23 protein-coding genes are annotated in these 23,374 nt (G+C 49.1%); 21 read left to right on the top strand and 2 right to left on the bottom strand.

Translation table 11 applies throughout. The annotated features are described in order from the left end of the window. Positions 1-96 precede the first annotated feature (96 nt). From PHO67_05095 to PHO67_05140, 10 genes are all read left to right on the top strand, one after another. Positions 97-735 (top strand): redox-sensing transcriptional repressor Rex, encoded by a 639-nt coding sequence (locus PHO67_05095; GenBank protein ID MDD5546511.1) that lies wholly within the window; start codon positions 97-99, stop codon positions 733-735. Next, entirely contained in the window at positions 732-1,253 is a 522-nt protein-coding gene (locus PHO67_05100; protein ID MDD5546512.1) for an NAD(P)H-dependent oxidoreductase subunit E, read from the top strand. The genes PHO67_05095 and PHO67_05100 overlap by 4 nt, the downstream gene beginning before the upstream one ends. Continuing rightward, positions 1,250-4,393 carry an FAD-dependent oxidoreductase gene (locus PHO67_05105; GenBank protein MDD5546513.1) on the top strand — a complete coding sequence of 1,048 codons (3,144 nt, stop codon included), beginning with the start codon at positions 1,250-1,252 and terminating at the stop codon, positions 4,391-4,393. The genes PHO67_05100 and PHO67_05105 overlap by 4 nt, the downstream gene beginning before the upstream one ends. Continuing rightward, positions 4,393-6,174, top strand: coding sequence for an NADH-dependent [FeFe] hydrogenase, group A6 (locus PHO67_05110; GenBank protein MDD5546514.1), 1,782 nt, complete (start codon positions 4,393-4,395; stop codon positions 6,172-6,174). Before PHO67_05105 ends, PHO67_05110 begins: the two co-directional genes overlap by 1 nt. Continuing rightward, positions 6,171-7,067 carry an alkaline phosphatase family protein gene (locus tag PHO67_05115; GenBank protein ID MDD5546515.1) on the top strand — a complete coding sequence of 299 codons (897 nt, stop codon included), beginning with the start codon at positions 6,171-6,173 and terminating at the stop codon, positions 7,065-7,067. Before PHO67_05110 ends, PHO67_05115 begins: the two co-directional genes overlap by 4 nt. An 8-nt stretch (positions 7,068-7,075) precedes the next feature. Next, a complete protein-coding gene (locus PHO67_05120) occupies positions 7,076-7,633 on the top strand; it encodes a LemA family protein (GenBank protein ID MDD5546516.1) in 558 nt (185 codons plus the stop codon). Positions 7,634-7,643: 10 nt separating this feature from the next. Further along, the gene (locus PHO67_05125; GenBank protein ID MDD5546517.1) at positions 7,644-9,623 is read left to right on the top strand and encodes a DUF2207 domain-containing protein; all 1,980 of its coding nucleotides are present in this window, start codon (positions 7,644-7,646) and stop codon (positions 9,621-9,623) included. Beyond that, entirely contained in the window at positions 9,623-10,675 is a 1,053-nt protein-coding gene (locus PHO67_05130; GenBank protein MDD5546518.1) for an SO_0444 family Cu/Zn efflux transporter, read from the top strand. The genes PHO67_05125 and PHO67_05130 overlap by 1 nt, the downstream gene beginning before the upstream one ends. A 97-nt stretch (positions 10,676-10,772) precedes the next feature. Continuing rightward, a complete protein-coding gene (locus tag PHO67_05135) occupies positions 10,773-11,711 on the top strand; it encodes an HD domain-containing protein (GenBank protein ID MDD5546519.1) in 939 nt (312 codons plus the stop codon). A gap of 36 nt (positions 11,712-11,747) precedes the next feature. Continuing rightward, the gene (locus tag PHO67_05140) at positions 11,748-12,128 is read left to right on the top strand and encodes an OsmC family protein (GenBank protein ID MDD5546520.1); all 381 of its coding nucleotides are present in this window, start codon (positions 11,748-11,750) and stop codon (positions 12,126-12,128) included. 21 nt (positions 12,129-12,149) lie between these two features. Here PHO67_05140 and PHO67_05145 read toward each other — a convergent pair whose 3' ends face one another. Further along, positions 12,150-12,485: a hypothetical protein gene (locus tag PHO67_05145; GenBank protein MDD5546521.1), complete on the bottom strand. Its 336-nt coding sequence runs from the start codon at positions 12,483-12,485 to the stop codon at positions 12,150-12,152. 37 nt (positions 12,486-12,522) lie between these two features. Then, entirely contained in the window at positions 12,523-12,855 is a 333-nt protein-coding gene (locus PHO67_05150) for a hypothetical protein (protein MDD5546522.1), read from the bottom strand. Between the two features lie 47 nt (positions 12,856-12,902). Here PHO67_05150 and PHO67_05155 point away from each other — a divergent pair, with 47 nt between their 5' ends. The 11 genes from PHO67_05155 to PHO67_05205 all read left to right on the top strand — a co-directional run. After that, positions 12,903-16,052, top strand: a complete 3,150-nt coding sequence (locus tag PHO67_05155; protein MDD5546523.1) for an ATP-dependent DNA helicase — start codon at positions 12,903-12,905, stop codon at positions 16,050-16,052. Between the two features lie 88 nt (positions 16,053-16,140). Beyond that, a complete protein-coding gene (locus tag PHO67_05160; protein MDD5546524.1) occupies positions 16,141-16,512 on the top strand; it encodes an NYN domain-containing protein in 372 nt (123 codons plus the stop codon). Between the two features lie 212 nt (positions 16,513-16,724). Then, on the top strand, positions 16,725-17,795 hold the full coding sequence (locus tag PHO67_05165) for a DNA adenine methylase (GenBank protein ID MDD5546525.1): 1,071 nt from the start codon (positions 16,725-16,727) through the stop codon (positions 17,793-17,795). Continuing rightward, positions 17,795-18,592 carry a DNA methyltransferase gene (locus tag PHO67_05170; GenBank protein MDD5546526.1) on the top strand — a complete coding sequence of 266 codons (798 nt, stop codon included), beginning with the start codon at positions 17,795-17,797 and terminating at the stop codon, positions 18,590-18,592. The genes PHO67_05165 and PHO67_05170 overlap by 1 nt, the downstream gene beginning before the upstream one ends. Continuing rightward, positions 18,593-19,024 (top strand): hypothetical protein, encoded by a 432-nt coding sequence (locus PHO67_05175; GenBank protein MDD5546527.1) that lies wholly within the window; start codon positions 18,593-18,595, stop codon positions 19,022-19,024. Then, the gene (locus PHO67_05180) at positions 19,024-19,986 is read left to right on the top strand and encodes a hypothetical protein (GenBank protein ID MDD5546528.1); all 963 of its coding nucleotides are present in this window, start codon (positions 19,024-19,026) and stop codon (positions 19,984-19,986) included. The genes PHO67_05175 and PHO67_05180 overlap by 1 nt, the downstream gene beginning before the upstream one ends. Further along, the gene (locus PHO67_05185; protein ID MDD5546529.1) at positions 19,979-20,461 is read left to right on the top strand and encodes a hypothetical protein; all 483 of its coding nucleotides are present in this window, start codon (positions 19,979-19,981) and stop codon (positions 20,459-20,461) included. Before PHO67_05180 ends, PHO67_05185 begins: the two co-directional genes overlap by 8 nt. Before the next feature lie 114 nt (positions 20,462-20,575). Beyond that, positions 20,576-21,616 carry a DUF262 domain-containing protein gene (locus PHO67_05190; GenBank protein ID MDD5546530.1) on the top strand — a complete coding sequence of 347 codons (1,041 nt, stop codon included), beginning with the start codon at positions 20,576-20,578 and terminating at the stop codon, positions 21,614-21,616. A 3-nt stretch (positions 21,617-21,619) separates the two neighbouring features. Beyond that, positions 21,620-22,270 carry a hypothetical protein gene (locus tag PHO67_05195; protein ID MDD5546531.1) on the top strand — a complete coding sequence of 217 codons (651 nt, stop codon included), beginning with the start codon at positions 21,620-21,622 and terminating at the stop codon, positions 22,268-22,270. A gap of 123 nt (positions 22,271-22,393) precedes the next feature. Next, entirely contained in the window at positions 22,394-23,122 is a 729-nt protein-coding gene (locus PHO67_05200; GenBank protein ID MDD5546532.1) for an SIMPL domain-containing protein, read from the top strand. Positions 23,123-23,148: 26 nt separating this feature from the next. Continuing rightward, a partial coding sequence (locus tag PHO67_05205; protein MDD5546533.1) for a hypothetical protein occupies positions 23,149-23,374 on the top strand: 226 nt, incomplete at its 3' end.

The following is a 23,374-nucleotide window of genomic DNA, read 5'->3' on the forward strand; positions in this document are numbered from 1 at the left end:
CCGCAGCAGTTCCCCTCCTTATCAAATAATTTTCGTGACATTCCGCGGTTTTATGGTATAATTAATTAGATTGTGAAAATCGTAACAAACTAAGTAATGCCCAAAACTAAAAAGTACATTCCCCAGGATACAGCAAGCCGTTTAAGCCTATACCTCAGAAGCTTAAGGATGCTTGAGAAGAAGAGGGTGGACGTCGCCTCATCAGAGGACATCACCGAGTTCCTCAATGTCTCGTCAGTCCAGTTCAGGAAGGACCTCTCTTATTTCGGCGGCTTCGGAAAGCGCGGTGTCGGCTATGGCACAAGCGCGCTTAAAAAAGAGATAGAAAAGATCCTCGGCACCGACATGGAGTGGAAGATCGCCATCGTTGGGACCGGCAAGCTCGGCTCAGCCCTCCTGGGATACCCCGGTTTCACGGAATTCAACCTACGGATCGCCGCCGCATTCGATAATGACCCCGAAAGGATAGGCAAGGTCCGCAAGGGCATAAAGATAGAGGATGCCAAGGTGATGAAAGGCATATTGAAGGAGAAGGGGATAAAGATAGCCATCCTCGCGGTCCCTGCCGATAAAGCGCAGGAAGTCGGCGAGGAACTCGCCGCTTGCGGCGTAAAAGCGATATTGAACTTCGCGCCTGTAAACCTCATGTTGCCCAAAAGGATCCCGGTCTCGAACGTAGATATGGCCTCAGAGCTTCAGGGCCTGATATATAAATTAAAAGGAGAACATGCATGAAAGCAGCTTTGGAGAGGGATGTAGATACGAAGTCGTTGGACAGGATAATCGAAAAATATAAGGGCGGGCCGGGCGATGTCCTCTGTATCCTCGAGGAGGCGCAGGAGCTCCACAGGCATAAATTCCTCCCGAGAGAGACGCTCCAATACATAGCCGAGAACCTCGACCTGCCGGCCTCGAAGATCTACAGCGTCGCCACTTTTTACGCATTTTTTAACCTTAAGCCGCAGGGCGAGCATTCGATAATAGTATGCAGGGGAACGGCCTGCCACACTAAGGGTTCGAAGGCGCTATTAGAGCACCTCGAAGGCATATTGAAGATAAGAGGGGTTTTTGACGAAGGCGAGTCGTTCTATACCACGCCCGACAACAAGTTCACGGTGAGGACGGTCGCCTGCTTCGGCCAGTGCGCGCTCGCGCCGGTCGTAGTCATTGACGGCAAAATATATGTCCATATGGACACGGGAAGATTATCAAGGATGATAAAAGAGCTCAGCCGGGAAGGAAAGAAGAAATGATAATAGCTGATCTGGAACATTTAAACAATGAAAGGGATAAAAGGTTAAGGCAGATATTGTCGCACAGGCCGCGGATCTCCGTGGGCATGGGCACCTGCGGCATCGGGAACGGCGCCGACGAGGTATATAAAGAACTCGAGAAGTCACTGCACAGGAAGAAGGCTGAGATATCACTCGGAAAGGTCGGCTGTTTCGGTTTCTGCGCCGACGAGCCGGTGGTAAATATTTATATGCCCGGGAAGCCGCTTATCGTACTCTCTAAAGTCAAGCCGAAGGACGCCGCGAAGATTGTCGAAAAGACGATGAAGGGTGATATATACAGGGAAAGGGTCTTATGCAAGATCGAGGAATGGGACCACATCACTGGAAAGGTGATATACGGGCGCGGTTTTCCCGGAGTCCCGGTTTGGAACGAGGTGCCGTTCTTCAGGGGCCAGAAGAAGATAGTCCTTAGGGATTGCGGCCTCATAGACCCCGAGAACATAGACGATTACATAGCGGTCGGCGGATACCAGTCATTATATAAGGCCATTACGAGCATGACCCCGGAGAAGATCATAGAAGAGCTCAAGATCTCGAAGTTGAGGGGCAGGGGCGGCGCGGGTTTCCCGCCGTGGAGGAAATGGGAGATCATGCGCGGCATAAAGGCCGACAAGAAATTCGTGGTATGCAACGCTGACGAAGGCGACCCCGGCGCTTACATGAACCGCAATGAGATAGAGAGCGACCCGCACATGCTGATAGAAGGCATAGCGATAGCCGCCTATACGATGGGTGCTACCGGCGGGATAATCTACGTCCGCGCGGAATATCCGTTGGCGGTCCAGAGGATAAAGAAGGCGCTTGTCCAGGCCGAGGAGTGGGGTTTCCTCGGGAAGAATATCATGGGGACAAATTTTAATTTTGACATCCAGATAGTCGAGGGCGCGGGCGCGTTCGTCTGCGGCGAGGAGACGGCCCTTATATTCTCGCTCGAGGGCAAGCCGGGCCGTCCGAGGCCCAGGCCTCCTTTCCCTGCGGAAAGGGGATTATGGGACAAGCCCACGACCATAAATAACGTCGAAACATTAAGCAACGTCCCGGCGATAATCGCCAGGGGCGGCCAGTGGTTCGCGCAGACAGGCACGTCGGCGAGCGCCGGCACAAAAGTCTTTTCGCTCGTCGGCAAGGTAAAGAATACCGGCCTGGTCGAGCTTCCGTTCGGTTCTCCCGTGCTTTCGCTCATCTACCAGATGGGCGAGGGGAGCGGCAAGAACAAGGTCATTAAATCGGTCCAGTCAGGCGGCCCGTCCGGCGGATGCATCCCGGCGTCGCTTTTCAATTCCAAGATAGATTACGAGAACCTCGCCCAGCTCGGCGCGATACTCGGCTCCGGCGGTATGGTCGTGATGGACCAGGACAACTGCATGGTCGATGTCGCGCGCTATTTCATAGAATTTACCACGGCCGAGTCGTGCGGCAAATGCACGCCGTGCCGCGAGGGGCTCCAACAGGCGTTAAAGATCCTCAAGGACATAACCGAGGGTAAGGGCAAGATGGAGGATATTAAGACGCTCGAAGACCTCGGCAAGGTCATAAAGGACACGGCGATATGCGGCCTCGGCCAGACAGCGCCGAACCCGGTCCTTACGACGCTCAAATATTTCAGGGACGAATACGAGGAGCATATAAGGGATAAGAGATGCGACGCGGGCGTATGCCAGTCGTTGTTCCTCTCGCCGTGCGAGAACAGCTGTCCGCTCCACATGAACATCCCGGGTTTCCTCGAATTGGTAAACGAGAAACAGATGGACGACGCATACGACCTCATCCTGCGCGACAATCCGTTCCCGGCGAGCTCGGGAAGGATATGCCATTTCCATTGCAAGATGCGCTGCAGGAGGGAGGATATCGACGATCCGGTATCCCAGGGAGAGATACACCGCTTCGTCGCCGATAATATGCACAAATACGGCAAGGATAAAGCCGTGATGCGCAGGTTGTTAAAAGAGAAGCTTCCTCCGACCGGGAAAAAGATCGCCGTAGTCGGCGGCGGCCCGGCAGGACTCACCGCGGCGTATTATCTCGCGCGGCTAGGACATTCGGTCACTGTGTACGAGGAGAAACCGAAAGCCGGCGGCGTCCTGATGTACGGCATACCGTCATACAGGCTGCCTAAGGATGTCCTTGAAAGGGAGATAAAATTCATCAAGGACTTCGGCGTGAAATTTATCTTTAACTCTAAAGTCAGCGAGCAGAAATTGAGAGAGCTTGAGAGATCCTTCGATTCAGTTTTCCTCGCGACCGGCGCATATAAAGAGATGGATCTCGACATCCCGGGCAGGGACCTTAAGGGCGTCCTGCGCGGGACCGAATACCTCGAGCAGGTCGCGACAGGCAAGAAGCCCGCGACAGGCAAGAAGGTGGCCATAATCGGCGCCGGTAACGTCGCGATAGACGCGGCCAGGACCGCTTTCAGGTCCGGCAGCGACGTCACGGTAGTTTACCGCCGCGAGAAAGAGGATATGCCGGCGAATAAAGAAGAGATCAAAGAGGCCCAGCACGAAGGCATCAAATTCGTCTTCCTTGCCGCCCCGAAATCGATCATCGGCGAAAAAGGAAAAGTGAAAGGCATCGAGATAAGCAAGATGAAGCCGGGGGAGTTCGACCTATCGGGCAGGAGGAGGCCGGTAGCCACAGACGTATACGAGGCGATTACCTGCAACTCGGTCATCCTCGCCATAGGCGAGCGCGTCGATTCCGGTTTTATACGCAACGTCGGCATCGACGCGAACGAGGACGGGACGATAAAAGTGGACAGGTCCACGCTCCAGACCGTCACCCCTAAAGTATACGCGGGCGGCGACCTCGTCATGGGGCCTGCGACCGCGGTCGAGGCGATGGCGCAGGGCAGGAAGGCCGCTGAGGCGATGGACCGCGAGCTGATGGGCGAAGAACGGCTGTCATTGTTGTCCAAGAAATTCAAATATAAGAACGAAGTCCCGCTCGAGCCGAGCCCCGAGGGCAGGAGATATCCGAAGACGCTTTCGGTAAAAGCGAGGAGGAGGAATTTCAAAGAGGTCTCGCTCGGATTGTGCTGGGACGACGTAAAGACCGAGACTACCCGCTGCTTGAGATGCGATGTGAAGGAGGCGATCTAATGGCCGGCAAAATAATGAACATAAAGATAGACGGTAAAGAATACAAAGCAGAAGAAGGAACGACGATACTCAAGGCAGCCAGGCAGGCGGGCATAGAGATACCGACCCTCTGTTATCTCGAGGGGATATCCGAGAACGCCTCGTGCGGTGTCTGCTGCGTCGAGGTCAGGAACGCTAAGAGTCTTTTGAGGGCGTGCATAACAAAGGTCTCCGAAGGGATGGAGATATACACGAACACGCCGGCTGTCCGCGGCGCGCGCAGGATGAACGTCGAGCTCCTTTTGGCGGGCCATCCGAAAGAGTGCCCGACCTGCGACAAGAACGAGACCTGCGAATTGCGGATCCTGGCTTCGGACCTCGGCATAAGGGATGTGAGGTTTGCGAAGACGAGGAAGCGTGACTTCGACATCGACCTGAGCTCGCCCTCGATCATACGCGACCCTAACAAATGTATACTTTGCGGACGCTGCATCGCGGTCTGCTCGCAGGTCCAGTCCGTAAACGCGATAGATTTTGTGAACAGGGGCGCCAAGACCATCGTCTCGACTTTTTTTAACGAAGGGCTCGGGAAGGTCGAATGCGCCAACTGCGGCCAGTGCGTCCTCGTCTGTCCGACGGGCGCGCTGACCGAGAAGAGCTCGATAGACGACGTATGGAAGGCGATACACGACCCGAAGAAGACCGTAGTCGTCCAGACGGCGCCGGCGGTAAGGGCCGCGATAGGCGAGGAGTTCGGCCTGCCCGCGGGAACGCTCGTTACAGGGAAGATGACCGCTGCGCTCCGCAGGCTCGGGTATAACAAAGTCTTCGACACGCAGTTTACCGCGGACCTCACCATCATGGAGGAAGGCTTTGAGCTCATCGACAGGATAAAGAATAAAGGCATCCTTCCTTTAATAACCTCCTGCTCGCCGGGCTGGATAAAGTTCAGCGAGCATTTCTTCCCGGAGGTCCTCGACCATCTTTCGACCTGCAAATCGCCCCAGCAGATGTTCGGCGCGGTCGCGAAGACATATTACGCGGAGAAGGCCGGCGTAGACCCGAAGGATATGGTGGTAGTCTCGATAATGCCTTGCACCGCGAAGAAATTCGAGGCTAAGCGCCCGGAGATGGACGGCGCATTCGAATATTGGAAAGACAAAAAAGCATATAAGGATAGCGACAAATTCCCGGACGTCGATCATGTCCTTACGACGAGGGAAGCCGCCCAGATGATAAAAGAGGCGGGCATCGATTTCAATAAGCTTCCCGATGAGGATTTCGACAATCCGCTCGGCGAATCGACAGGCGCGGCCGTCATATTCGGCGCGACCGGAGGCGTCATGGAGGCCGCGTTAAGGACCGCCTATGAAGTCATCACCAAGAAGAAACTCGACAAGCTTGATTTCAACGATGTCCGCGGTTTTGAAGGGATAAAATCCGCCGAGGTAGACGTCGACGGGTTGAAAGTAAAGGTCGCGGTCGCGAGCGGGCTCTCGAACGCGCGTAAGTTGCTGGACGAGGTCAAGGCGGGTAAGTCGCCTTACCATTTCATTGAGATAATGTGCTGCCCGGGCGGATGCCTCGGCGGCGGCGGCCAGCCCATCCCCACGAATACCGAGACCAGGAAGAAGAGGGCTGAGGCGATATATAGGGAAGACCTGGGCAAGCCGATAAGGAAATCGCACGAGAACCCTTCGATCACGGCTATCTACAAGGAGTTCCTCGTCGAACCGCTCGGCGAGAAGTCGCATCATCTCTTACATACGACATACACCAAGCGCGGACTTGTAAAAAAATGAAGAAATTCGCGTTCTTCCCGGCGCTTTGCGTGGTATTGTTTCTTACAGTACCATCATACGCATTAGGATTGAACGAACGGCCGAAAGATATAGTACTCATCGGCTGGGACGGGGCGCAATTGAACCACGTTAAAGAATGCCTCGGCCGCGGCGAGCTGCCGAACCTCAAGAAATTATCGTCCGAGGGCTCGTTCGTCGAGATAGAGGTCCGGGGCCACCAGACCGAGACCGAACCGGGATTCGCGCAAATATTGACCGGTTACGACGATGAGACCTCGGGTGTCCGCTCTAACGATAAATATCAAGCGATACCCAAAGGGTACACGATATTCGAGCGGCTCGAGGACCGCTTCGGCCATGACAAATTCGTTACGGTCGCCCTTGTCAGTAAAGGCCACCGCCTCAATTACGGCACTCCGGAGAAACCTTATTACAACGCGGCCAAGGCCGCCGACATTTTCATCAACGGCCTCAACGAGGACCGGAAGGTCGCGAGTGAGGCCGAGAGGCTCCTAGAGGAATATAAAGGAAGGCCGTTCTTCTTTTTCCTGCAGTTCGCCGCGGCGGACAAGAACGGCCACGAATTCGGCGAGAATTCGAAAGAATACAACGACGCGCTCATCTCCTGCGATAAATTGACCGGCGATATCGTCAAGAAACTCAAAGAGCTGAAATTATACGATACGACGGTGATCTACGTGACCTCCGACCACGGCTTTGACGAGGGTCAGAAGGGGCACGGTTACGCCCCGTATGTCTTTATGGCCGCTAACGACCCGCGGGGGATAAGGCAGGGCTTCCAATCAGACGTCACCCCGACTATCCTCGACAGGTTTGGCGTGGACGTCGGGAAGATCAGCCCGCCGCTTGACGGAAAACCGCTCACTAATTAGGAGGAAAAATGCTGGGATTCGGATCGGTCGGATTACTGCTCGCAATAGGGCTTGCAATATGGTCTATCTTCACCTATAACCTCCTTATCAAATACAAGAACCTGATGAAAGAAGCCTGGAGCGGGATCGACGTCCAACTCAAGCGCCGCGCCGACCTCATACCGAACCTCGTCGAGGCCGTCAAGGGATATAAGCAATTCGAAGGGAAGACCCTCGAAGAAGTCACCGCGCTGCGTTCCAAAAGCATGACGGCGGAAGGGCCGCAGGACAAAGCCGGGCCGGAGAACGCCATCTCCCGTTCGTTAAAATCTATTTTCGCCGTAGTGGAGGCATACCCGGAACTAAAGGCGAGCCGAAGTTTCCTCGACCTGCACAAGAACCTCGTCGAGATAGAGGAGAACCTGCAGATGGCCCGCCGTTATTACAACGGCGCGGCCCGCGATTATAATATTTTATCGCAGACCTTTCCCAGCAGCATCATCGCCGGCAGTTTCCATTTCGATAAGGCCGGGTTCTTCGAGATAGAACTGGCTACCGAAAGGCAAGCCCCCGAAGTAAAATTATAAAGGAACTTACATGCCCTTGAAAAGGACCCTTTTCACAGCACCTTTCCTTATAGCGCTGCTTTTTATCCTGCCCGCGTCCCGCGCCTCCGAAAGGATACTCTCCTTTGACAGCCGCATCGCCGTCCATCCGGACTCGACGATGACCGTCACCGAAACGATAAAAGTAAATGCCGAGGGCAGCCGGATAAAGCGGGGGATCTACCGCGATTTTCCCACTATGTACAGAGGCGGTTATAGGGTCGGGTTCAATATTAAAGAAGTAAAGAGGGACGGCGCCCCGGACGGCTACCATACGGAGAACCTCCCGAACGGCGTGCGCGTTTATATCGGGAAGAGCGGCGTATTTATCTCCCGGGGCGAACATACCTATGAATTGACTTATAATACCGACAGGCAGCTCGGTTTCTTCGAAGACCACGACGAGCTTTACTGGAATGTCACGGGTAATGGGTGGATATTCCCCATAGACCGGGCGTCAGCCACCGTCATCCTGCCCGGCGGCATCCCGGAGGACCGGATAAGGACCGAGGCGTATACAGGACCCCAAGGATCAAAAGCGAAAGAATTTAATGTTTCCCGGCGTGACGGAAATCCTTACTTTTTAACGACGAGGCCATTAAGGCCTTACGAGGGCCTCACGATAGTTGCCGGCTGGCCCAAGGGTTACATAACCCAGCCGCAGGCTGTTTCGAGGCCGAAAGAAGCCGAGGACCTGCCGCCGCCGTCCGGCTCGACGAGCGGGACTTTTCGTTTTCTTATGCCGTCCCCCGGCAAGATGATCCTGGGCGAGGCGCTCATATTAGTGATCGTAATATATTATATTTTAGTCTGGGCGAAGGTCGGCAGAGACCCGGAGAAGGGCGTCATCGTTCCGCTCTTCGCGCCGCCCAAAGGCATATCTCCGGCCGCATGCCGTTATATTTCTAAGATGTCCTATGACAACAAAGCTTTCGCCGCCTCGCTCATAGATATGGCCGTAAAGGGCAATATCGAGATAATCGAGGAGGTGAAGGGCAAGTATGAGATCAAGCGGAAGGGCGCAGACCTTTCCGGGCTTACGAACGACGAGAAGAAGGTGTTCGACATCCTCCTTAAGGGTTCAGAACACCTTGATCTGGACCAGGAGAACCACGTAAAGATAAAAGGCGCAATAACCTCACTCAAGGATGCCCTTAAGACGGCATACGAAAAGGTATACTTCCTCACCAATACGCAATATTTCGTCCCGGGCGCGGTCCTATCGTTCGTCATCCTGGCGCTGTGCGCCTTCGTGACATCGCCGTCGATCACGCCGGAAAGGATAGCCGCGATGGTCTTCATGTGCGTATGGCTCTCCCTGTGGACCGTGGGCGTCATAGCGCTGCTTATGGCCACGATAACGGCCTGGAAGAAACTCTTTTCAAGCGGCAGGTTCTATTATATAGGCGAGCCGCTCTTCCTTTCGCTCTTTTCGGCGCCGTTCATATTCTTCGAGATAATGGGCCTGGGTTTCTTAACCGCGGCGTCTTCATTGTTGATGCCGGTTGCGCTCTTCGAGATCATATTCATCAATGTCCTTTTTTACCACTTGCTCAAGGCGCGGACGCTTGCCGGCAGGAGCGTAATGGATTCGATAGAGGGATTCAAGATGTACCTCGGCACGGCGGAAAAAGACGAGATAAGGAGCATGGGCGCCCCTGCCCGGACCCCGCAGATCTTCGAAAGATATCTTCCTTATGCCATCGCGCTGGATGTCGAGAATGCATGGGCGGAATATTTCACCGACGTACTTTCAAAGGCGAGCGTGGACGGGAAAGGGTATTCTCCGGGCTGGTATTCGGGCACGTCTTATAGCACGTTTAGCGCCGCGGGCTTCGCGTCGGCGATGGGGACGTCGCTTTCCGGCGCCATATCGTCTTCTTCAGCCGCCCCGGGTTCAAGTTCCGGTTTTAGCGGAGGTGGCGGAGGCGGAGGAGGAGGCGGCGGCGGTGGTGGGGGAGGAGGCTGGTAATGATGGAGATACTGACAGGCTTAATAAAAGAGATCTGGCACACATTCAGCACGGCCGCGCCATATATTATTTTCGGCACTTTTATGGCGGGGTTCATCCATATTTTCTTTGACCGCGAAAAAGTGGTAAAGCACCTCGGCAAGCCGGGGCTCAAGTCGGTATTTTTGGCGGCCCTGTTCGGCATACCTTTGCCGCTCTGCTCGTGCGGCGTCCTGCCGACGGCGATGTCGTTGCGCAAGAGCGGCGCCTCGAAGGGAGCGACACTTTCATTCTTGATATCTACGCCCGAGACAGGCATCGACTCGATATTCCTCACATACGCGTTGCTCGACCCGCTGATGACCGTATTCCGGCCTTTCGCGGCGCTTATTACCGCCCTGGTGGCCGGCATATCGGAAAACCTCTTCGGGAAGAAAGAAAAACCCGCGGCCGCGCCGAAGGAAGAAAAATGCGTCTTCTGCGAAGAGAACGGGCACGAACACGCGCACGCGCATTCCTTCTTCAGCAAATTCGCGCACTCGATGGAATACGCTTTTGTGGACCTGCTCGGGGATATTGCCCTCTGGCTCACCCTGGGCATAATAGCCGGAGGCGTGATATCGTATTTCGTGCCGGCGAGTTTGATCGAGAATTACCTCGGCTACGACTTGCGCGCGATGTTCATAATGCTTTTGATAGGGATACCTTTGTATATCTGCGCGTCGGCCTCGACGCCTATCGCGGCGGCGCTCATCGCGAAGGGGATGAGCCCGGGCGTGGCGCTCGTATTTTTGCTCGCCGGGCCGGCGACGAATACCGCCGGGATAATCACTATAGCGAAGTTTTTAGGGAAGAGGACGGTCGTTATCTATCTTTTGGCAATATCGGCATGCACGATCGGCATGGGGCTCCTCCTGAATTATATCTACAAGACTTTCCATATCGACATAATGGCTGTCCTCGGCAAGGGCTCACATATGCATCTCGCGCAGGACGCGGGCCTTGTCGCAGGACCACTGCTCATCATCCTCATGATAAACGCCCTGCGCAGAAAGATTGCTTGCCCGGCATGAATTACGGTGACAGTATACTTAATTATTGGACGAATGGGGAATTAAGTATACTGTCACTATAATTATTTGTATAATATAAGCAAGAAAGCGTTAAAGTATGATCAAATTCATAAAAAACCTTAAAACGAACGATACGATCGAGGATGTGTATTTCCTTAAGAAGAAGGAGCTCGCGCTAACGCAAGGCGGCAAACCTTACCTCAAGCTGACCCTCTCGGACAAATCCGGCCGGATGGAAGCGAAGATGTGGGAGAATGCCGAGGCCGCCGACGAGATGGTCGCCACAGGCGCGGCGGTCTTTGTCCAGGGCCGCGTCGATTCGTTCAAGGGCGACCTGCAGATACGCGTCGACCAGATCCGGATCGCCGACCCGAAAGAATATAAATTCGAAGACCTCGTCCGCTCGGTCGAGAAGCCTGACGAAATATTCAAGAATATCAAGGGGATGCTCGACGGGATCTCCGAAAAATGGCTCGCGGAGCTGGCGAAAGAATTTCTCGCAGACGAAGAGCTCATGGCGAAATTCAAAAAATCGCCGGGCGCGCAGAGCTGGCACAATGCATACATCGGCGGGCTGATGGAACACACGTATGAAGTGATGCGCATCAGCGGCGTGGTCTGCGACCTCTATACCGAGGCGGACCGCGACATCGTGATGATCGGCGCGTTTGCCCACGACATCGGCAAGACGGTCGAGCTTGACATCAACACCTTCGAATATACGGTCGACGGCGGGCTGATCGGCCACTTGACGCTCGGCTACGAGATGGTGTCCGGGAAGATAAAAGATATCAAGGGTTTCCCCAGGGAGCTCGCCCTGCGCCTCAAACACATCATCCTAAGCCACCACGGTGAATACGAACAGCAGTCGCCGATACTGCCGAAGACACTCGAGGCGACGATCGTCTACCAGGCCGACGAGCTCGTCTCGCAGGCGAACGCGGTCAAGGAGATCATCACCCAGCAGTCCGGCGGCGACAAAGTCTGGTCGTCGTTCGTAAGCCTCAAGAGCCGCAAATATCTGCTAAAGAAATAATTAAGGTGACAGTATACTTAATTATGAGGAGGAAAAATGTATCACGTAGACGTATTGTGCAAGGAAGACAGCGTTTTTAACGTCAAGGCGGGCACGGCGGGCATTACGATAGACATGAGCGAGAAGAACCTGTCCCCGCTGCATGCGCTCCTCGGGGCGTTCGGCTCGTGCGTAGGCGTTTTTGTCAGGAAGTATGCCGACAACCTGAAACTCCCCATCAAGGAATTCAGCGTCTGCGTAGAGTCCGACCTCGTGAAAGAGAATCCGATGGGTTTCCGCTATATAAGCGTCTCAATAGACTTAAAAGGCGTGGAACTGGACGATACAAAGAGGGAAGGCCTGATGCGCTTCATAGGGAATTGCCCGGTGGGTAACACGCTGCGCGGCAACCCGGAAATAAACGTTGTCCTTAAATAATTAAGTATACTGTCACCTTAATTATTTCAATATTCTTATCGAAGTCGCCGAGCCGATATTTTCCGTTATGGCGGTGCCTGTCGCGTTCACGTGGCAGCCCCTCTTTATCGCCTCTAAGGTGACCGGTTTATAATCGATCCCATAGAACTGGGTATCGGGAGTGATCTCGAATAAAACCCTCTCGCCGTTGTCGTCAGTGACCGCGATCGTCGGTTTCAGCCCCCTGGACGGGTCGGCCGATTTCGCGGAAGTCACCTTACCCGTAATGCTCTGCGTCTTGACCTTTGCCTCTGCCGGCGCGGCGGAAAAAGAAACCACAACCGCACCAAGCAATACCGCTAACATTATTTTTTTCATTCCGCTCCTTGAATAATTAAGTGAGCTGTTACCATAATTATTCGGTGAGTTTGACGGATTTCGCCAGCCCGACCCCGCCCTCTAGGTTATCGTATTCTATCTCGACCGGGTCGTTCTGGTTGATATTGCCGAGGCTTATCGGCTCGCCTATCGGGCCGGAGATGACGGTTGCGGCTGTCACGTAGAAGAGTATAGTGACGCCGGACTCATCTACGACTGAAATAGTGGAATCCTCGCCCTCTACCTGCGCCACCGTGACCGTATCTACCTGCGCGGCGAGAGTTCCGCTGGTGCCGTCGGCCTGGACAGTCCCCAAACCCGCAAAAAGGGTAAAAGAGACAACCGATAACATAATAATAGCAGTTTTCATTGCGCCCTCCTTGGAGTATAATTATACCATCCAATTATAGCACAAATATGATCAATCTGAACACCCAGCAAAAATTAGCCGCCGAGACCCTCGACGGCCCCGTATTAGTCCTTGCCGGACCCGGAACAGGAAAGACCGAGCTGCTTTCCGTCCGTGCGGCGAACATAATCAAGGCAAAGAAGGCCCGCCCCGAGAATATCCTCATCCTCACATACACAAATGCCGCCGCGAAGGCGATGAAAGAGCGCCTCGTCAATCTCTTGGGCGCCGACGCGTATAATATCGAGACCGCGACGTTCCACAGCTTCGCGAATTCAGTCGTCCTCGAGTCCGAGGAAGCCGCCGAATACATCCAGGAACGCGTCCAGATAACCGACATCGAGCAGATAAAGCTCCTCGAATACATTTTGGATAATACAGACGGTATCGACAAGATCCGGCCGTTCCGCGCGCCGTACGCTTTTGAGCGCGAGATAAGCCAGCGCATAACCGAGCTTAAACGTGAAGGCGTTTCGCCGGCGCAGTTCGCCAAGATAATAGAAAAAACCGAGCCTGACGGGGCCTATATCGAAGAAAAACATATAGAACGGCTCAAGGCCCTGGCTACCGTATATAAGCTGTATGAAGAGTACAAAGCGGGCAAAAATAAGGCACTTTTCGATGACCGGGGCAGGTACGATTACGATGATATGATACTTTTCGCGGTCGAGGCGATCCGCAATGAACCCGAACTTAAAGCGGCCCTCCAAAAACAATATACCTACATCATGGTCGACGAGTTCCAGGACACCAACGGTGCCCAGATGGACCTGTTGTTTGAGTTGGTAGGAGATTTTGGTGACAGTTTCTCTAATTCCCGTACCAAGGGGTCTGAATTAGGTAACTGTCACCAAAATCTCTGTTGCGTCGGCGATGACGACCAGTCAATATTCCGCTTCCAGGGTGCATCGGTCGCGAATTTCCGCGAACTCAAAAAAAGATTTCCGAAATTAAAAGAGATCCCGCTCGAGAAAAACTATCGCTCGACCAAAGAGATAATCTCGCTCGCCGGGCGCATAATAAATAACCTTCCGGTAAAAGAGCGCGTCCACGCCAAAGAGCTCGCGCCTGAGACAGATTTTAAGAAAAAGACGATCGAATACGACGAATTCACGACCGAGACCGAGGAACTGCTCTTCATCGCGCGCCGCATAAAGGAGATAGCGAATAAAGAGGAGGTTCCTCTGGATGAAGTCGCCGTTCTCGTGCGCCAGCGTGATGATATCCTCAAGATCGTAGACACTTTCCTGCGCGCAGGCATCCCGTACGCCACCGACGGCAAGGAGGATATCGCCGGCGAGAAACGCGTCCGCCAGATGCTCGACGTGCTCTATTTCGCGCACACGCCTGACCTCGACATCGAGCAGAAGGACGCCTATCTTTACCGCATTTTGACCGCCGATTATATGCAGATCCCGATGAACGACGTCCTGCGCTTCATCGCCGGCGTCCGGGTGAAAAAATATGAACAGCGCAAGAAGGGCGAAGCACCGACGGTTTCAATGTTCAGTGAAATCATGAATTCGGTGACAGCTTCTAAGATTGGTGACAAGAATTTGGTGACTGCTTCTCTAATTCCCGCTAAAAGTGGTAATGAATTAGGTAGCTGTCACCAAATTCTTTCTAGTTTGCTTTTCGAAGCCGAATCTCGCCCCGTCCACGCCATGCTCATGCAATACATCAAAGACGCCGGCGTCATGAAATTTATCCTCGATAAGTATAATAAAAACGACCTCCTTCGTATCCGCGACCTGCGCGCGCTCACGTCATTCGTCAACATGGTCAAGGAATCCGACATCGCGCGCCCGGGCATCACGCTCAAGGAATTCATCGACGAGCTGGAGACGCGCAAGGCCCACGGCATGTCCCTGCAGGGCGAGCTCGTCACGGCGACACAGGAAGGCGTGCGCATCTACACGGCCCACGGCTCAAAAGGCCTCGAATTCCACACGGTATTCATCCCGTTCTGCCTCGAGAAGAAGCGCTGGCCGAAGCGGCCGCAGGGCGTCTCGATCCCGCTCCCGCCCGAGGTCTACAAGTCGAAGGAGGTCCCGACCGACAAGGATATCTTAAAACAGCTCGATTATTACGACGAGACGCGCCTCTTCTACGTCGCCTCGACGCGCGCCAAGGCGAACCTCATCTACACCGCCAGCCCGACCGAGAGCGCGATCCCGAGCTCGTACCTTACGGGCGTGGCCGATGGGGGAGCCGCCGCCAAGAAAGAAGAGGACCTGCTCAAAGCCGCGCTCGAGATAACCGACGCAGAAGACCCGTTCATCGGCACCGACAAGATATTGAAAGATCTTGTCGCCGGCATCTCGCTCAACCCCACATCGCTCAACAATTATATAAATTGCCCGCGCAAATATCTCTATGATAACGCCCTGATGCTGCCGTCGGGCAAGAAGCAGCCGCTCGTCTTCGGTAACTGCACCCACAAGGCGCTGGAAAATACCTATGATAAATTCATGAAGACCGGCAAATTCCCGGATTTTGCGTTCTTTAAGGAGGCGTTCGCCAAAGAGTTAAACCACGAAGCCCCGGAAGCGGCGATAAAGACCGCCTGCCTGCGCCAGGTCGAGACGTTCAAGGCCTGGTTCAAGGAAGAGTCGCGCCTGCCGGTCAAGCCGCTCGGCCTCGAGAAACGGCTCGTGGTTATGCTTGAAGACGACCTTAAATTTTCCGGAAAGTATGATAAAACCGAGCCCGTTGGCACCGCCGCCGTTCGTGTGATAGATTACAAGACCGGCGAGCCGGACAAGCACGTCAAGGGCATAAACAGTTCGCTCTCGAAAGAGATCCCGGTTGCAAGCGATGAGTTCGAAGGATATTTGCGCCAGCTCATCGCGTACAAACTACTCTTCGACCGCGATAAGAATGAATCGCAGGGCCGCAAGGTAAAGGAGGGGGTGCTCGTCTTCCTCGACCCGGCCAAAGAGTCGGTTGCCAAGCACGACCTCAAGGCGGGCGGATTCGTCAAGAAGAAGGTCGAGCTGACCGAGGATATGGTCGCCGAGCTCGAGTCGGCCATCAAGGACGTCCGTCACCGCATCAAGAAGCTCGACTTCGCCAAACTGCCGGAGATCGACGAGAAACCCGGCAAATGCGGCCAGGGCAACAATAAATGCGATTTTTACGATATCTGCTGGGGATAGAAAGGTGAATTTTGGTGACTGCTCCTTAATTCCCCTATATACTTATTGTGAATTAAGGTAGCTGTCACCAAAATTCTTGGTTTATAATATGCCCATACTCATCGACGGCTGGAACATGGTTCGCCACGAAGGTTCAGGGATAGATCATGACGACGCCTTGGCCGGCGCAATGCACCTGATCGCCATCCTGGAGAAGTTCCAGGAGACCCACGCCGACCCCATCACCCTTGTATTCGACAGCAAGAATGAATATCTCGATATACCGAACAGGAGCACGGCGAAACTGCATATCGTCGCGGCCCGGAACGCCGATTCTTACATAAAGAAACACATCGACCAGATCCCGCCGCGCCAGCGCCGCAACCTTCGCGTCGTCTCCTCCGACCGCTCGCTGTATTTTTATGCGAAGGATGCGCGGGCTACGCCGATGAAATGTGAGGAGTTTTGGGGTAAGGTATGAAAATTTCTGAAAGAAATTTTAACTTTTTGTCGTCTATATACTAGAGGATTATTATTGACAAGAAGGAGAGCAAGTGGTATATCTATATCAAGTAGATAAAAATTTGAATCATTGTGGTATGTTACGAAGGGGGAACTGCCACGTTAAAATAATTAAAACCTTCGCCAACAAGGGCGAAGGTTTTTTTATTTATCTTTAAAATAAAGGGGAATATGCGCTATTACGGCTGTAAAAATAGGCTCTTGGATTTCATTGAAATGGGGGTCGCAAAGACTGGCATTAATCATGGCTCAACTTTTTGTGATCTTTTTAGCGGAACCACTACTGTTGCGCAGCATTTTAAGAAGAAGGGGTATACTGTTGTTGCGAACGATATCCTTGAATTTTCATATGCAATTGCTAGGGCATATATAAAAAATAATCAATACCCCTTGTTCAAGGACCTAAAAAATGAAGTAAAGGGAATTAATGGTTGTGAAAAAAATATCGAAATAATAATTGATTATTTGAATAGTCTACATCCCATAAATGGATTTATATATAGAAATTATTGCCCTTCTGGTTCGAAGGGTAGCGTTTATCAGCGACAATATTTTTCTGATGAAAATGGGAAAAAAATAGACGCGATTCGTTCTGAAATTTATAGATGGAAGAATGAGAGTCTTATATCAGAAGACGAAAACTATATTCTTTTAGCATCCTTGCTAGAGGCGATACCTTTTGTGGCAAATATTTCTGGCAATTATGCAGCCTTTCTGAAATGCTGGGATCGCAGGGCGTTGAAACCGTTAAGGCTAAAAGTGCCCAATATACCCTCGAGCATAAGAAAAAATAAAGTATTCAAAACAAACGCAAATGAGTTAATGCGAAAAATATCTTGCGATATTCTTTATATGGATCCGCCATACAATGAAAGACAGTATGCCCCAAATTATTTTTTACTTGAATTAATAGCGGAGGGGTGGTTTGGAGAGAAAAAGCCTCAAATATATGGAAAAACAGGCATGCGTCCATATGAAAACCAGAAGTCACTATACTGCCAAAAGCAAAAAGTGAAGGAAACGTTCAAAGATCTAATAGAAAATGCCGATACGAAATATATGCTGTTGAGTTATAACGATGAGGGGCTAATGTGTGAGGAAGAGATTATAGATACGCTATCCTTAAGAGGAAAGGTTAATATTATTGAGAAAGAACACAGAAGGTATAGAAGCATTAACCAGGATGAAACAGATAGACGCACAGTTAAAGAGAAACTTTATTTTGTAAAGGTAGCAAGATAATGGCAGAACGATTAAATAAATTAACCGGGAAAACCTGGCTTCAGTACTCTTTTAGCATTTGGAGGGATATTCAAAAAAACACTGAAGAGAGAAAGCTGAAACATCCAGCCATGTTCCCTATCAGTATGGGAGAAAGGCTTATTGAAATATTTTCAAATAATAACAATGAATTAGTATTAGATCCTTTTATGGGTAGCGGAAGTACTATAATTGCCGCTCAAATTAAGCAAATGAAGGGGATAGGAGTTGAATTAAGTAAAGAATATTGTGAAATGGCAAAAAAGAGACTTGAAGAAACCTATAAAAGCATGTTTGAAGAAGCAAATTATAAAATAATATGCGATTCAGCGTTAAATATTGGGAAACATTTGAAGCCAAAATCGATTGATATCACCATTACCTCACCGCCCTATTGGGATATTTTGAATAGAAAGCGTTCGGCAGACAAGAAAGATATTCAAAACTACGGTAATTCAAAGCATGATTTAGGTAATATCGAAAGCTATGAAGAATTCTTAAATTTATTACAAAATGTATTTAAGGAAGTCTACGTGGCTACTAAGCCGAATCGATATTGCATAGTGGTAGTTATGGATATAAGAAAGAAGTCTAAACTATATCCTTTTCATCAAGATATTACCAAGAAAATGGAAGAAATCGGATTTAATCTTAACGATATTATTATATGGGACAGGCAAAAAGAATATAATAGCATGAGACCGTTGGGGTATCCTTATTCTTTTATTGTGAATAAAGTGCATGAATATATATTAATATTTCGGAAAGGAGAAAAGTAAATGAAGTCGAAGGAATTTTATGAAGTACTAGGATATTTAGCTTCTCCAAAAAGAAACTGTAAGCTAGATGCAGAAATGCATCCAAAATCTCAAGCTAGATTCGAACAGAAGTATAAACGAGAATCCGGGATAGCCCCCACACCAGATAATCGTAATTATTATATTTTGCATGTTGGTGCGGATAAATGGGGAGTAGAATTACGTATATATTTTGATGGAAAAAGAAGCAATGTACCCAAATTAATTATAGGCATGATTAGGAGTTCGAGCCCCCGCGAACCTCGTGAATTTAGGATTAACGATAATACTTTACTGTGGAAATTAATAAAACATGGATTTGTATTAGCGGATGGGCAGGTTGTTGCCAGAATCAGAAGCCGTATTCCTCTAAAGTATCGTATGCAATTTGAAAAAGGATTATTAATTCCATAATGGATAACGCAGAACTTGCATATTTGCTCGGAATGATAACAGGTAAGGGTATTATTATAAGAGATAATAACCAAACCTGTGTAATTGTTGAAATTCCACATAAGAATTTGGAATCTGAAGGTATGAATTCACGCCTATCGGTAAAAGCTAGCCTCGATGACATAAGAAATAGTATAGAACCGCTTATCGGAACAAGAATAATATCTACCCAGATTGACACAAAAACTATAATAAAATTCACAAAACCTAATGAAGATTTTATGGTTAGAGAAATCAATAGATACTTCGAAAGATTAACCTCATGTAAAGAATTTCGAATACCACAGGAGATAATGTATTCTCCATTAGATATTAAAAGAGAATTTATGATAGGGCTGGCTGATGTTACCGCCCACATTAGAAGTAGTAATGCTGCATTTGGTTTGGCTTTTAATCAAAGAACATATATCGAAATACCGGTAAACTGGTATTTGGTTGCAGATATCGGTAATATTCTCACCGATCTTGGCGTGGCGATACATAATATAAATTGGGGTCACCCTAATATGAGAGATCCTAAATGCAAATATTACAATAAGGGGCAACACAACGCTTGGTTTAAAGAACATCAGATAAAAATATTTGCAGATGAATTTGAAAAAATAGGTTTTAGAATTGTTCATAAAATGGAAGCTTTAAAACATCTGGCTAACAAAAATCGTGAAGAATGGGATAAAAGCTTAGAAGCTAAAATTGCCCGTAGTCATTCTAATGCCCAAAAAGAAAAATTTAAGGGAATGTTGGGACATATTGAGTTAGTTCATCATAAGTACTATTGGCACACAAAAGAAACAGAAAGACACAAAATGGCTCATCCTATGGAAAATAGCGATAAAATACCCTCGGAGATTAGAGGTAGACATTTTGATTCTTGGAAGGAGCTATCTTCAGTGCTAGGTTATCCAAGGAGAAAAAATGAGTAAGAAAGAAGAACTGCTTTATCCTGACATTGAAGCTTGGTGCAAGAAATATTTGGAAGATAAATATAAAAGATATTCTGTTACAACTACACACAAAACTTCACGGGTAGCTTTGGATTCTTATCTAAAGACTATCGGTATAGAAGTTAAGGATGCCATAGGGTTGTCTATTAGAGTAGATATCGTGGGTGTATTGAGAAAATCAAATGAAACAAAACTTGTTTTTATCGAGGTTAAAGATAACCCTCTAACCTTAACTGACTTAGGACAACTCTGGGGCTATACCCAGCTTATTGATCCCGTAGAATCTTTTCTGGTATCTTCAAAAGGATTAGGGAGCCTTGAATATTTGTTGAAAGTTATAAAAAGAGAAGATCTCCTCGCCTACGGTATTAAGAAAGAGAAAATGATGCGAGTATGTAAATGGGATGAGGGTAGGAAAGCCATTGATTACTCCTCTCTTATTCCAAAGCTTTAAAATAAACAACAAGAACAGATCAAAAAGGAACAGGTTGAAGAGTACCCCAAAACGACACCCCCCAGAAAAAGGGAATAGTTAATTTATCAAAAACAATAACCATTGGAGGTTGATATGAAAAATTTTGATTCCAGAACATATAATATAGAAGATTTTAGAGAGTGGCATGAAAGAGGACAATTAGTCCTTAACCCGAAATTTCAAAGACGACGTGTTTGGACGCAAAATGCAAAATCATTTTTTATTGATACTATTCTAAGAGGAAAACCGATTCCAAAGTTATTTATAAGACAGAATATTGACCCCAAAACTCAGAAATCAATCAGAGAAGTAGTCGATGGACAGCAAAGATTAGGAACTATTCTGGACTATCTTAAGGATGGATTTTCCGTATCCAGGGTGCATAACAAGGTATGTGGCGGGCTAGTCTTTAGTCAACTGCCTTTAAATATGCAAACAGAAATTCTTAAATATGAAATATCAGCCGATCTTTTAATAAATCTTCCTGATTCAGAAGTTCTGGAAATATTTGCCCGGTTAAATACTTATACGGCAGTATTAAGACCTCAAGAAAAGCTAAATGCCAAATATTTTGGTAATTTTAAGCAGTTAACTTATGAATTAGGTTTTAAGTTTGTAAATTTTTATACAGAAAATCAAATACTCACATTTGCGCAAGTATCTCGCATGGAAGAAGCTCAACTGACATCCGAATTATTGATAGCAATACTAGAAGGCATTCAATCAAGAAAAGTTATCGAGAATTACTACAAAAAATATGACAATAAAGTTCCTAACAAAGATCTAATAATGTCACGTTTCAGTCAGACAGTCGATCTAATAGGTGCCATATATAAAAATTCCCTAGCTAACTCAAACTTTGCTAGAGTGCAGATGTATTATTCCTTATTTTTGGCGCTCTATGATATTTTTTATAAAATACCCAAATCAAAATATCGAAAACTTAAGTATGAGGATTCAAAATTGCCGAAAATAAAAAGCGTCTTAGATGAAATAGATGCATTATGGGGATTAGAACAAATACCCCCTGAGGCGAATAAGTTTTTTGAGGCCACAAGAAGAGGTACTACAGATATTAAAGCAAGAACAATTAGGCATAATTATATTATGGACAAGCTAGTAGCTAGAGTTTAGAACATGCCATCGAAAAAACTCAAACCAATCTTAGATCATTTTCACAGAGAAATCGACTATTCTTTAAAATTGGTAAGGCTGGTTGATGAGGTAAAAGATGCTTATCAGCCTAAAAGAGGACCTAAGCTTTCATCCAAAGAAGTTCAGTTAATAGCCGAGTTTTCTTTTTTAAATATATTTATAGCCTATGAAATATTTATGGAGCAGGCTTTTATAAGATACATGATGGGCGGAGAAACATCTCGAGGCTATAAACCAAAACGGTATGTTTCGCCAAAGGATGAAGAACATGCAAGAAAAATTACTTTACAGGATTTTACAAGTTATACTGATTGGTCTACTCCAGATAAGATAAAAAGGCGCGCAGAATATTGTTTTAAAAATGGTGAACCGTTTAAAACAAATATCGATTTGTATATTCAAATGCTGCAGGATATAAAAACAATTAGAAATCATATCACTCATAGCTCAATTGATGCCAAAGAGAAATTTGAAGATAAAGCGAGATTTTATTTGGGTACTTTACCTCCAGGGAAGGAATTAAAAGTCGGAGCCTTTTTGCTAATGCGAAATTCTAGAAGCGCAAGCGTAGAAAATTTAAATGAATATTTTTGTAAACAATTAAAAGATTTCAGCAAGAGAATAATCTCATGAGCTTAATATATAAGTTTGCGTGATTTTGTTTGCGCCGGCATAGCATGAAGGAGGTGACGGAGATCGAACAATGATGCCGGGCAAGCGGTAAAGATAAATTTTGCTTAACGGGGAGATAAGCAGATGGGTAAGTATGTCATTTTTGGAGTGTGTTTTTTGGCAGCATCGGTAGGCTCAGCGGTGATATTGACGAATGGGATGGTGAAGTTCAAGAAGGCCTCGGCAGAGGTGATAAACGTCACCGGCTCCGCCGAGAAGAGGATAACATCGGATTACGCGGTCTGGACGGCCGAGTTCTCGGCGCGGGACCCGCAGATGAAGGCCGCGTTCGCCAGGTTAAAAGAAGACACGGCCAAGGTCAGGGCCTACCTCGCGTCCAAAGGGATAACCGAGGGCGAGATGATCGTTTCGCAGGTGGAGACGGCGGTCATCTACAAGAAGAACGAGAAGGGCATCGCCACCAACGAGATCGAGGCCTATAACCTCAGCCAGGGGATAGAAGTGCGCTCGGCCGACGTCGCCAAGATAACCGCCGTGTCGCGCGAATCGACGGGCTTGATCGAGCAGGACATACGGTTCGTTTCGCACCCGCCGCAGTATTTTTACACCAAGCTGGCCGAGCTGAAGCTCGAGATGCTCGGCGCGGCCTCGGCGGACGCGAAGAAACGGGCCGAACAGATCGCCTCGGCGTCCGGCAACAGGGTCGGCAGGATACGCTCGGCCGATATGGGCGTCTTCCAGATAACGCCGGTCAATTCGACCGAGGTCTCGGACTGGGGCAGCAACGACACCTCATCGCTCGAGAAGAAGGTCTTCGCGGTCGTGCATGCGGATTTTGCGATAACGGAATGAAATAACCGGGGAGGGAGTGACAGGAAATGAATATCAATAAGATCTTAGCGAAAGAGGGACTGATAATCATAGGGCTGGCTATCGTATTGTATGCGGTCCTGCACTTCCTCCCCGAAATGCCCGTTGTATACCCGAAATATAAATTGGAATTTACTAACGGGGAAACATATACTATAAACATACATCCGGAGATACGCAACGGGTTGAATTCCAGCGAGATAATCGAGGCGACTCTTAATCCGCCGCCAAAAG

The sequence above is a fragment of the Candidatus Omnitrophota bacterium genome (assembly GCA_028716565.1).
In the GTDB taxonomy this organism is placed as follows: Bacteria; Omnitrophota; Gorgyraeia; order Pluralincolimonadales; family Pluralincolimonadaceae; genus Pluralincolimonas.

Excerpts from the sequence above, each read along its gene's own strand:
- PHO67_05095 (MDD5546511.1), top strand. The coding sequence starts at position 97 with ATGCCCAAAACTAAAAAGTACATTCCCCAGGATACAGCAAGCCGTTTA.
- PHO67_05100 (MDD5546512.1), top strand. The coding sequence starts at position 732 with ATGAAAGCAGCTTTGGAGAGGGATGTAGATACGAAGTCGTTGGACAGG.
- PHO67_05105 (MDD5546513.1), top strand. The coding sequence starts at position 1,250 with ATGATAATAGCTGATCTGGAACATTTAAACAATGAAAGGGATAAAAGG.
- PHO67_05110 (MDD5546514.1), top strand. The coding sequence starts at position 4,393 with ATGGCCGGCAAAATAATGAACATAAAGATAGACGGTAAAGAATACAAA.
- PHO67_05115 (MDD5546515.1), top strand. The coding sequence starts at position 6,171 with ATGAAGAAATTCGCGTTCTTCCCGGCGCTTTGCGTGGTATTGTTTCTT.
- PHO67_05120 (MDD5546516.1), top strand. The coding sequence starts at position 7,076 with ATGCTGGGATTCGGATCGGTCGGATTACTGCTCGCAATAGGGCTTGCA.
- PHO67_05125 (MDD5546517.1), top strand. The coding sequence starts at position 7,644 with ATGCCCTTGAAAAGGACCCTTTTCACAGCACCTTTCCTTATAGCGCTG.
- PHO67_05130 (MDD5546518.1), top strand. The coding sequence starts at position 9,623 with ATGATGGAGATACTGACAGGCTTAATAAAAGAGATCTGGCACACATTC.
- PHO67_05135 (MDD5546519.1), top strand. The coding sequence starts at position 10,773 with ATGATCAAATTCATAAAAAACCTTAAAACGAACGATACGATCGAGGAT.
- PHO67_05140 (MDD5546520.1), top strand. The coding sequence starts at position 11,748 with ATGTATCACGTAGACGTATTGTGCAAGGAAGACAGCGTTTTTAACGTC.
- PHO67_05145 (MDD5546521.1), bottom strand. The coding sequence starts at position 12,485 with ATGAAAAAAATAATGTTAGCGGTATTGCTTGGTGCGGTTGTGGTTTCT.
- PHO67_05150 (MDD5546522.1), bottom strand. The coding sequence starts at position 12,855 with ATGAAAACTGCTATTATTATGTTATCGGTTGTCTCTTTTACCCTTTTT.
- PHO67_05155 (MDD5546523.1), top strand. The coding sequence starts at position 12,903 with ATGATCAATCTGAACACCCAGCAAAAATTAGCCGCCGAGACCCTCGAC.
- PHO67_05160 (MDD5546524.1), top strand. The coding sequence starts at position 16,141 with ATGCCCATACTCATCGACGGCTGGAACATGGTTCGCCACGAAGGTTCA.
- PHO67_05165 (MDD5546525.1), top strand. The coding sequence starts at position 16,725 with ATGCGCTATTACGGCTGTAAAAATAGGCTCTTGGATTTCATTGAAATG.
- PHO67_05170 (MDD5546526.1), top strand. The coding sequence starts at position 17,795 with ATGGCAGAACGATTAAATAAATTAACCGGGAAAACCTGGCTTCAGTAC.
- PHO67_05175 (MDD5546527.1), top strand. The coding sequence starts at position 18,593 with ATGAAGTCGAAGGAATTTTATGAAGTACTAGGATATTTAGCTTCTCCA.
- PHO67_05180 (MDD5546528.1), top strand. The coding sequence starts at position 19,024 with ATGGATAACGCAGAACTTGCATATTTGCTCGGAATGATAACAGGTAAG.
- PHO67_05185 (MDD5546529.1), top strand. The coding sequence starts at position 19,979 with ATGAGTAAGAAAGAAGAACTGCTTTATCCTGACATTGAAGCTTGGTGC.
- PHO67_05190 (MDD5546530.1), top strand. The coding sequence starts at position 20,576 with ATGAAAAATTTTGATTCCAGAACATATAATATAGAAGATTTTAGAGAG.
- PHO67_05195 (MDD5546531.1), top strand. The coding sequence starts at position 21,620 with ATGCCATCGAAAAAACTCAAACCAATCTTAGATCATTTTCACAGAGAA.
- PHO67_05200 (MDD5546532.1), top strand. The coding sequence starts at position 22,394 with ATGGGTAAGTATGTCATTTTTGGAGTGTGTTTTTTGGCAGCATCGGTA.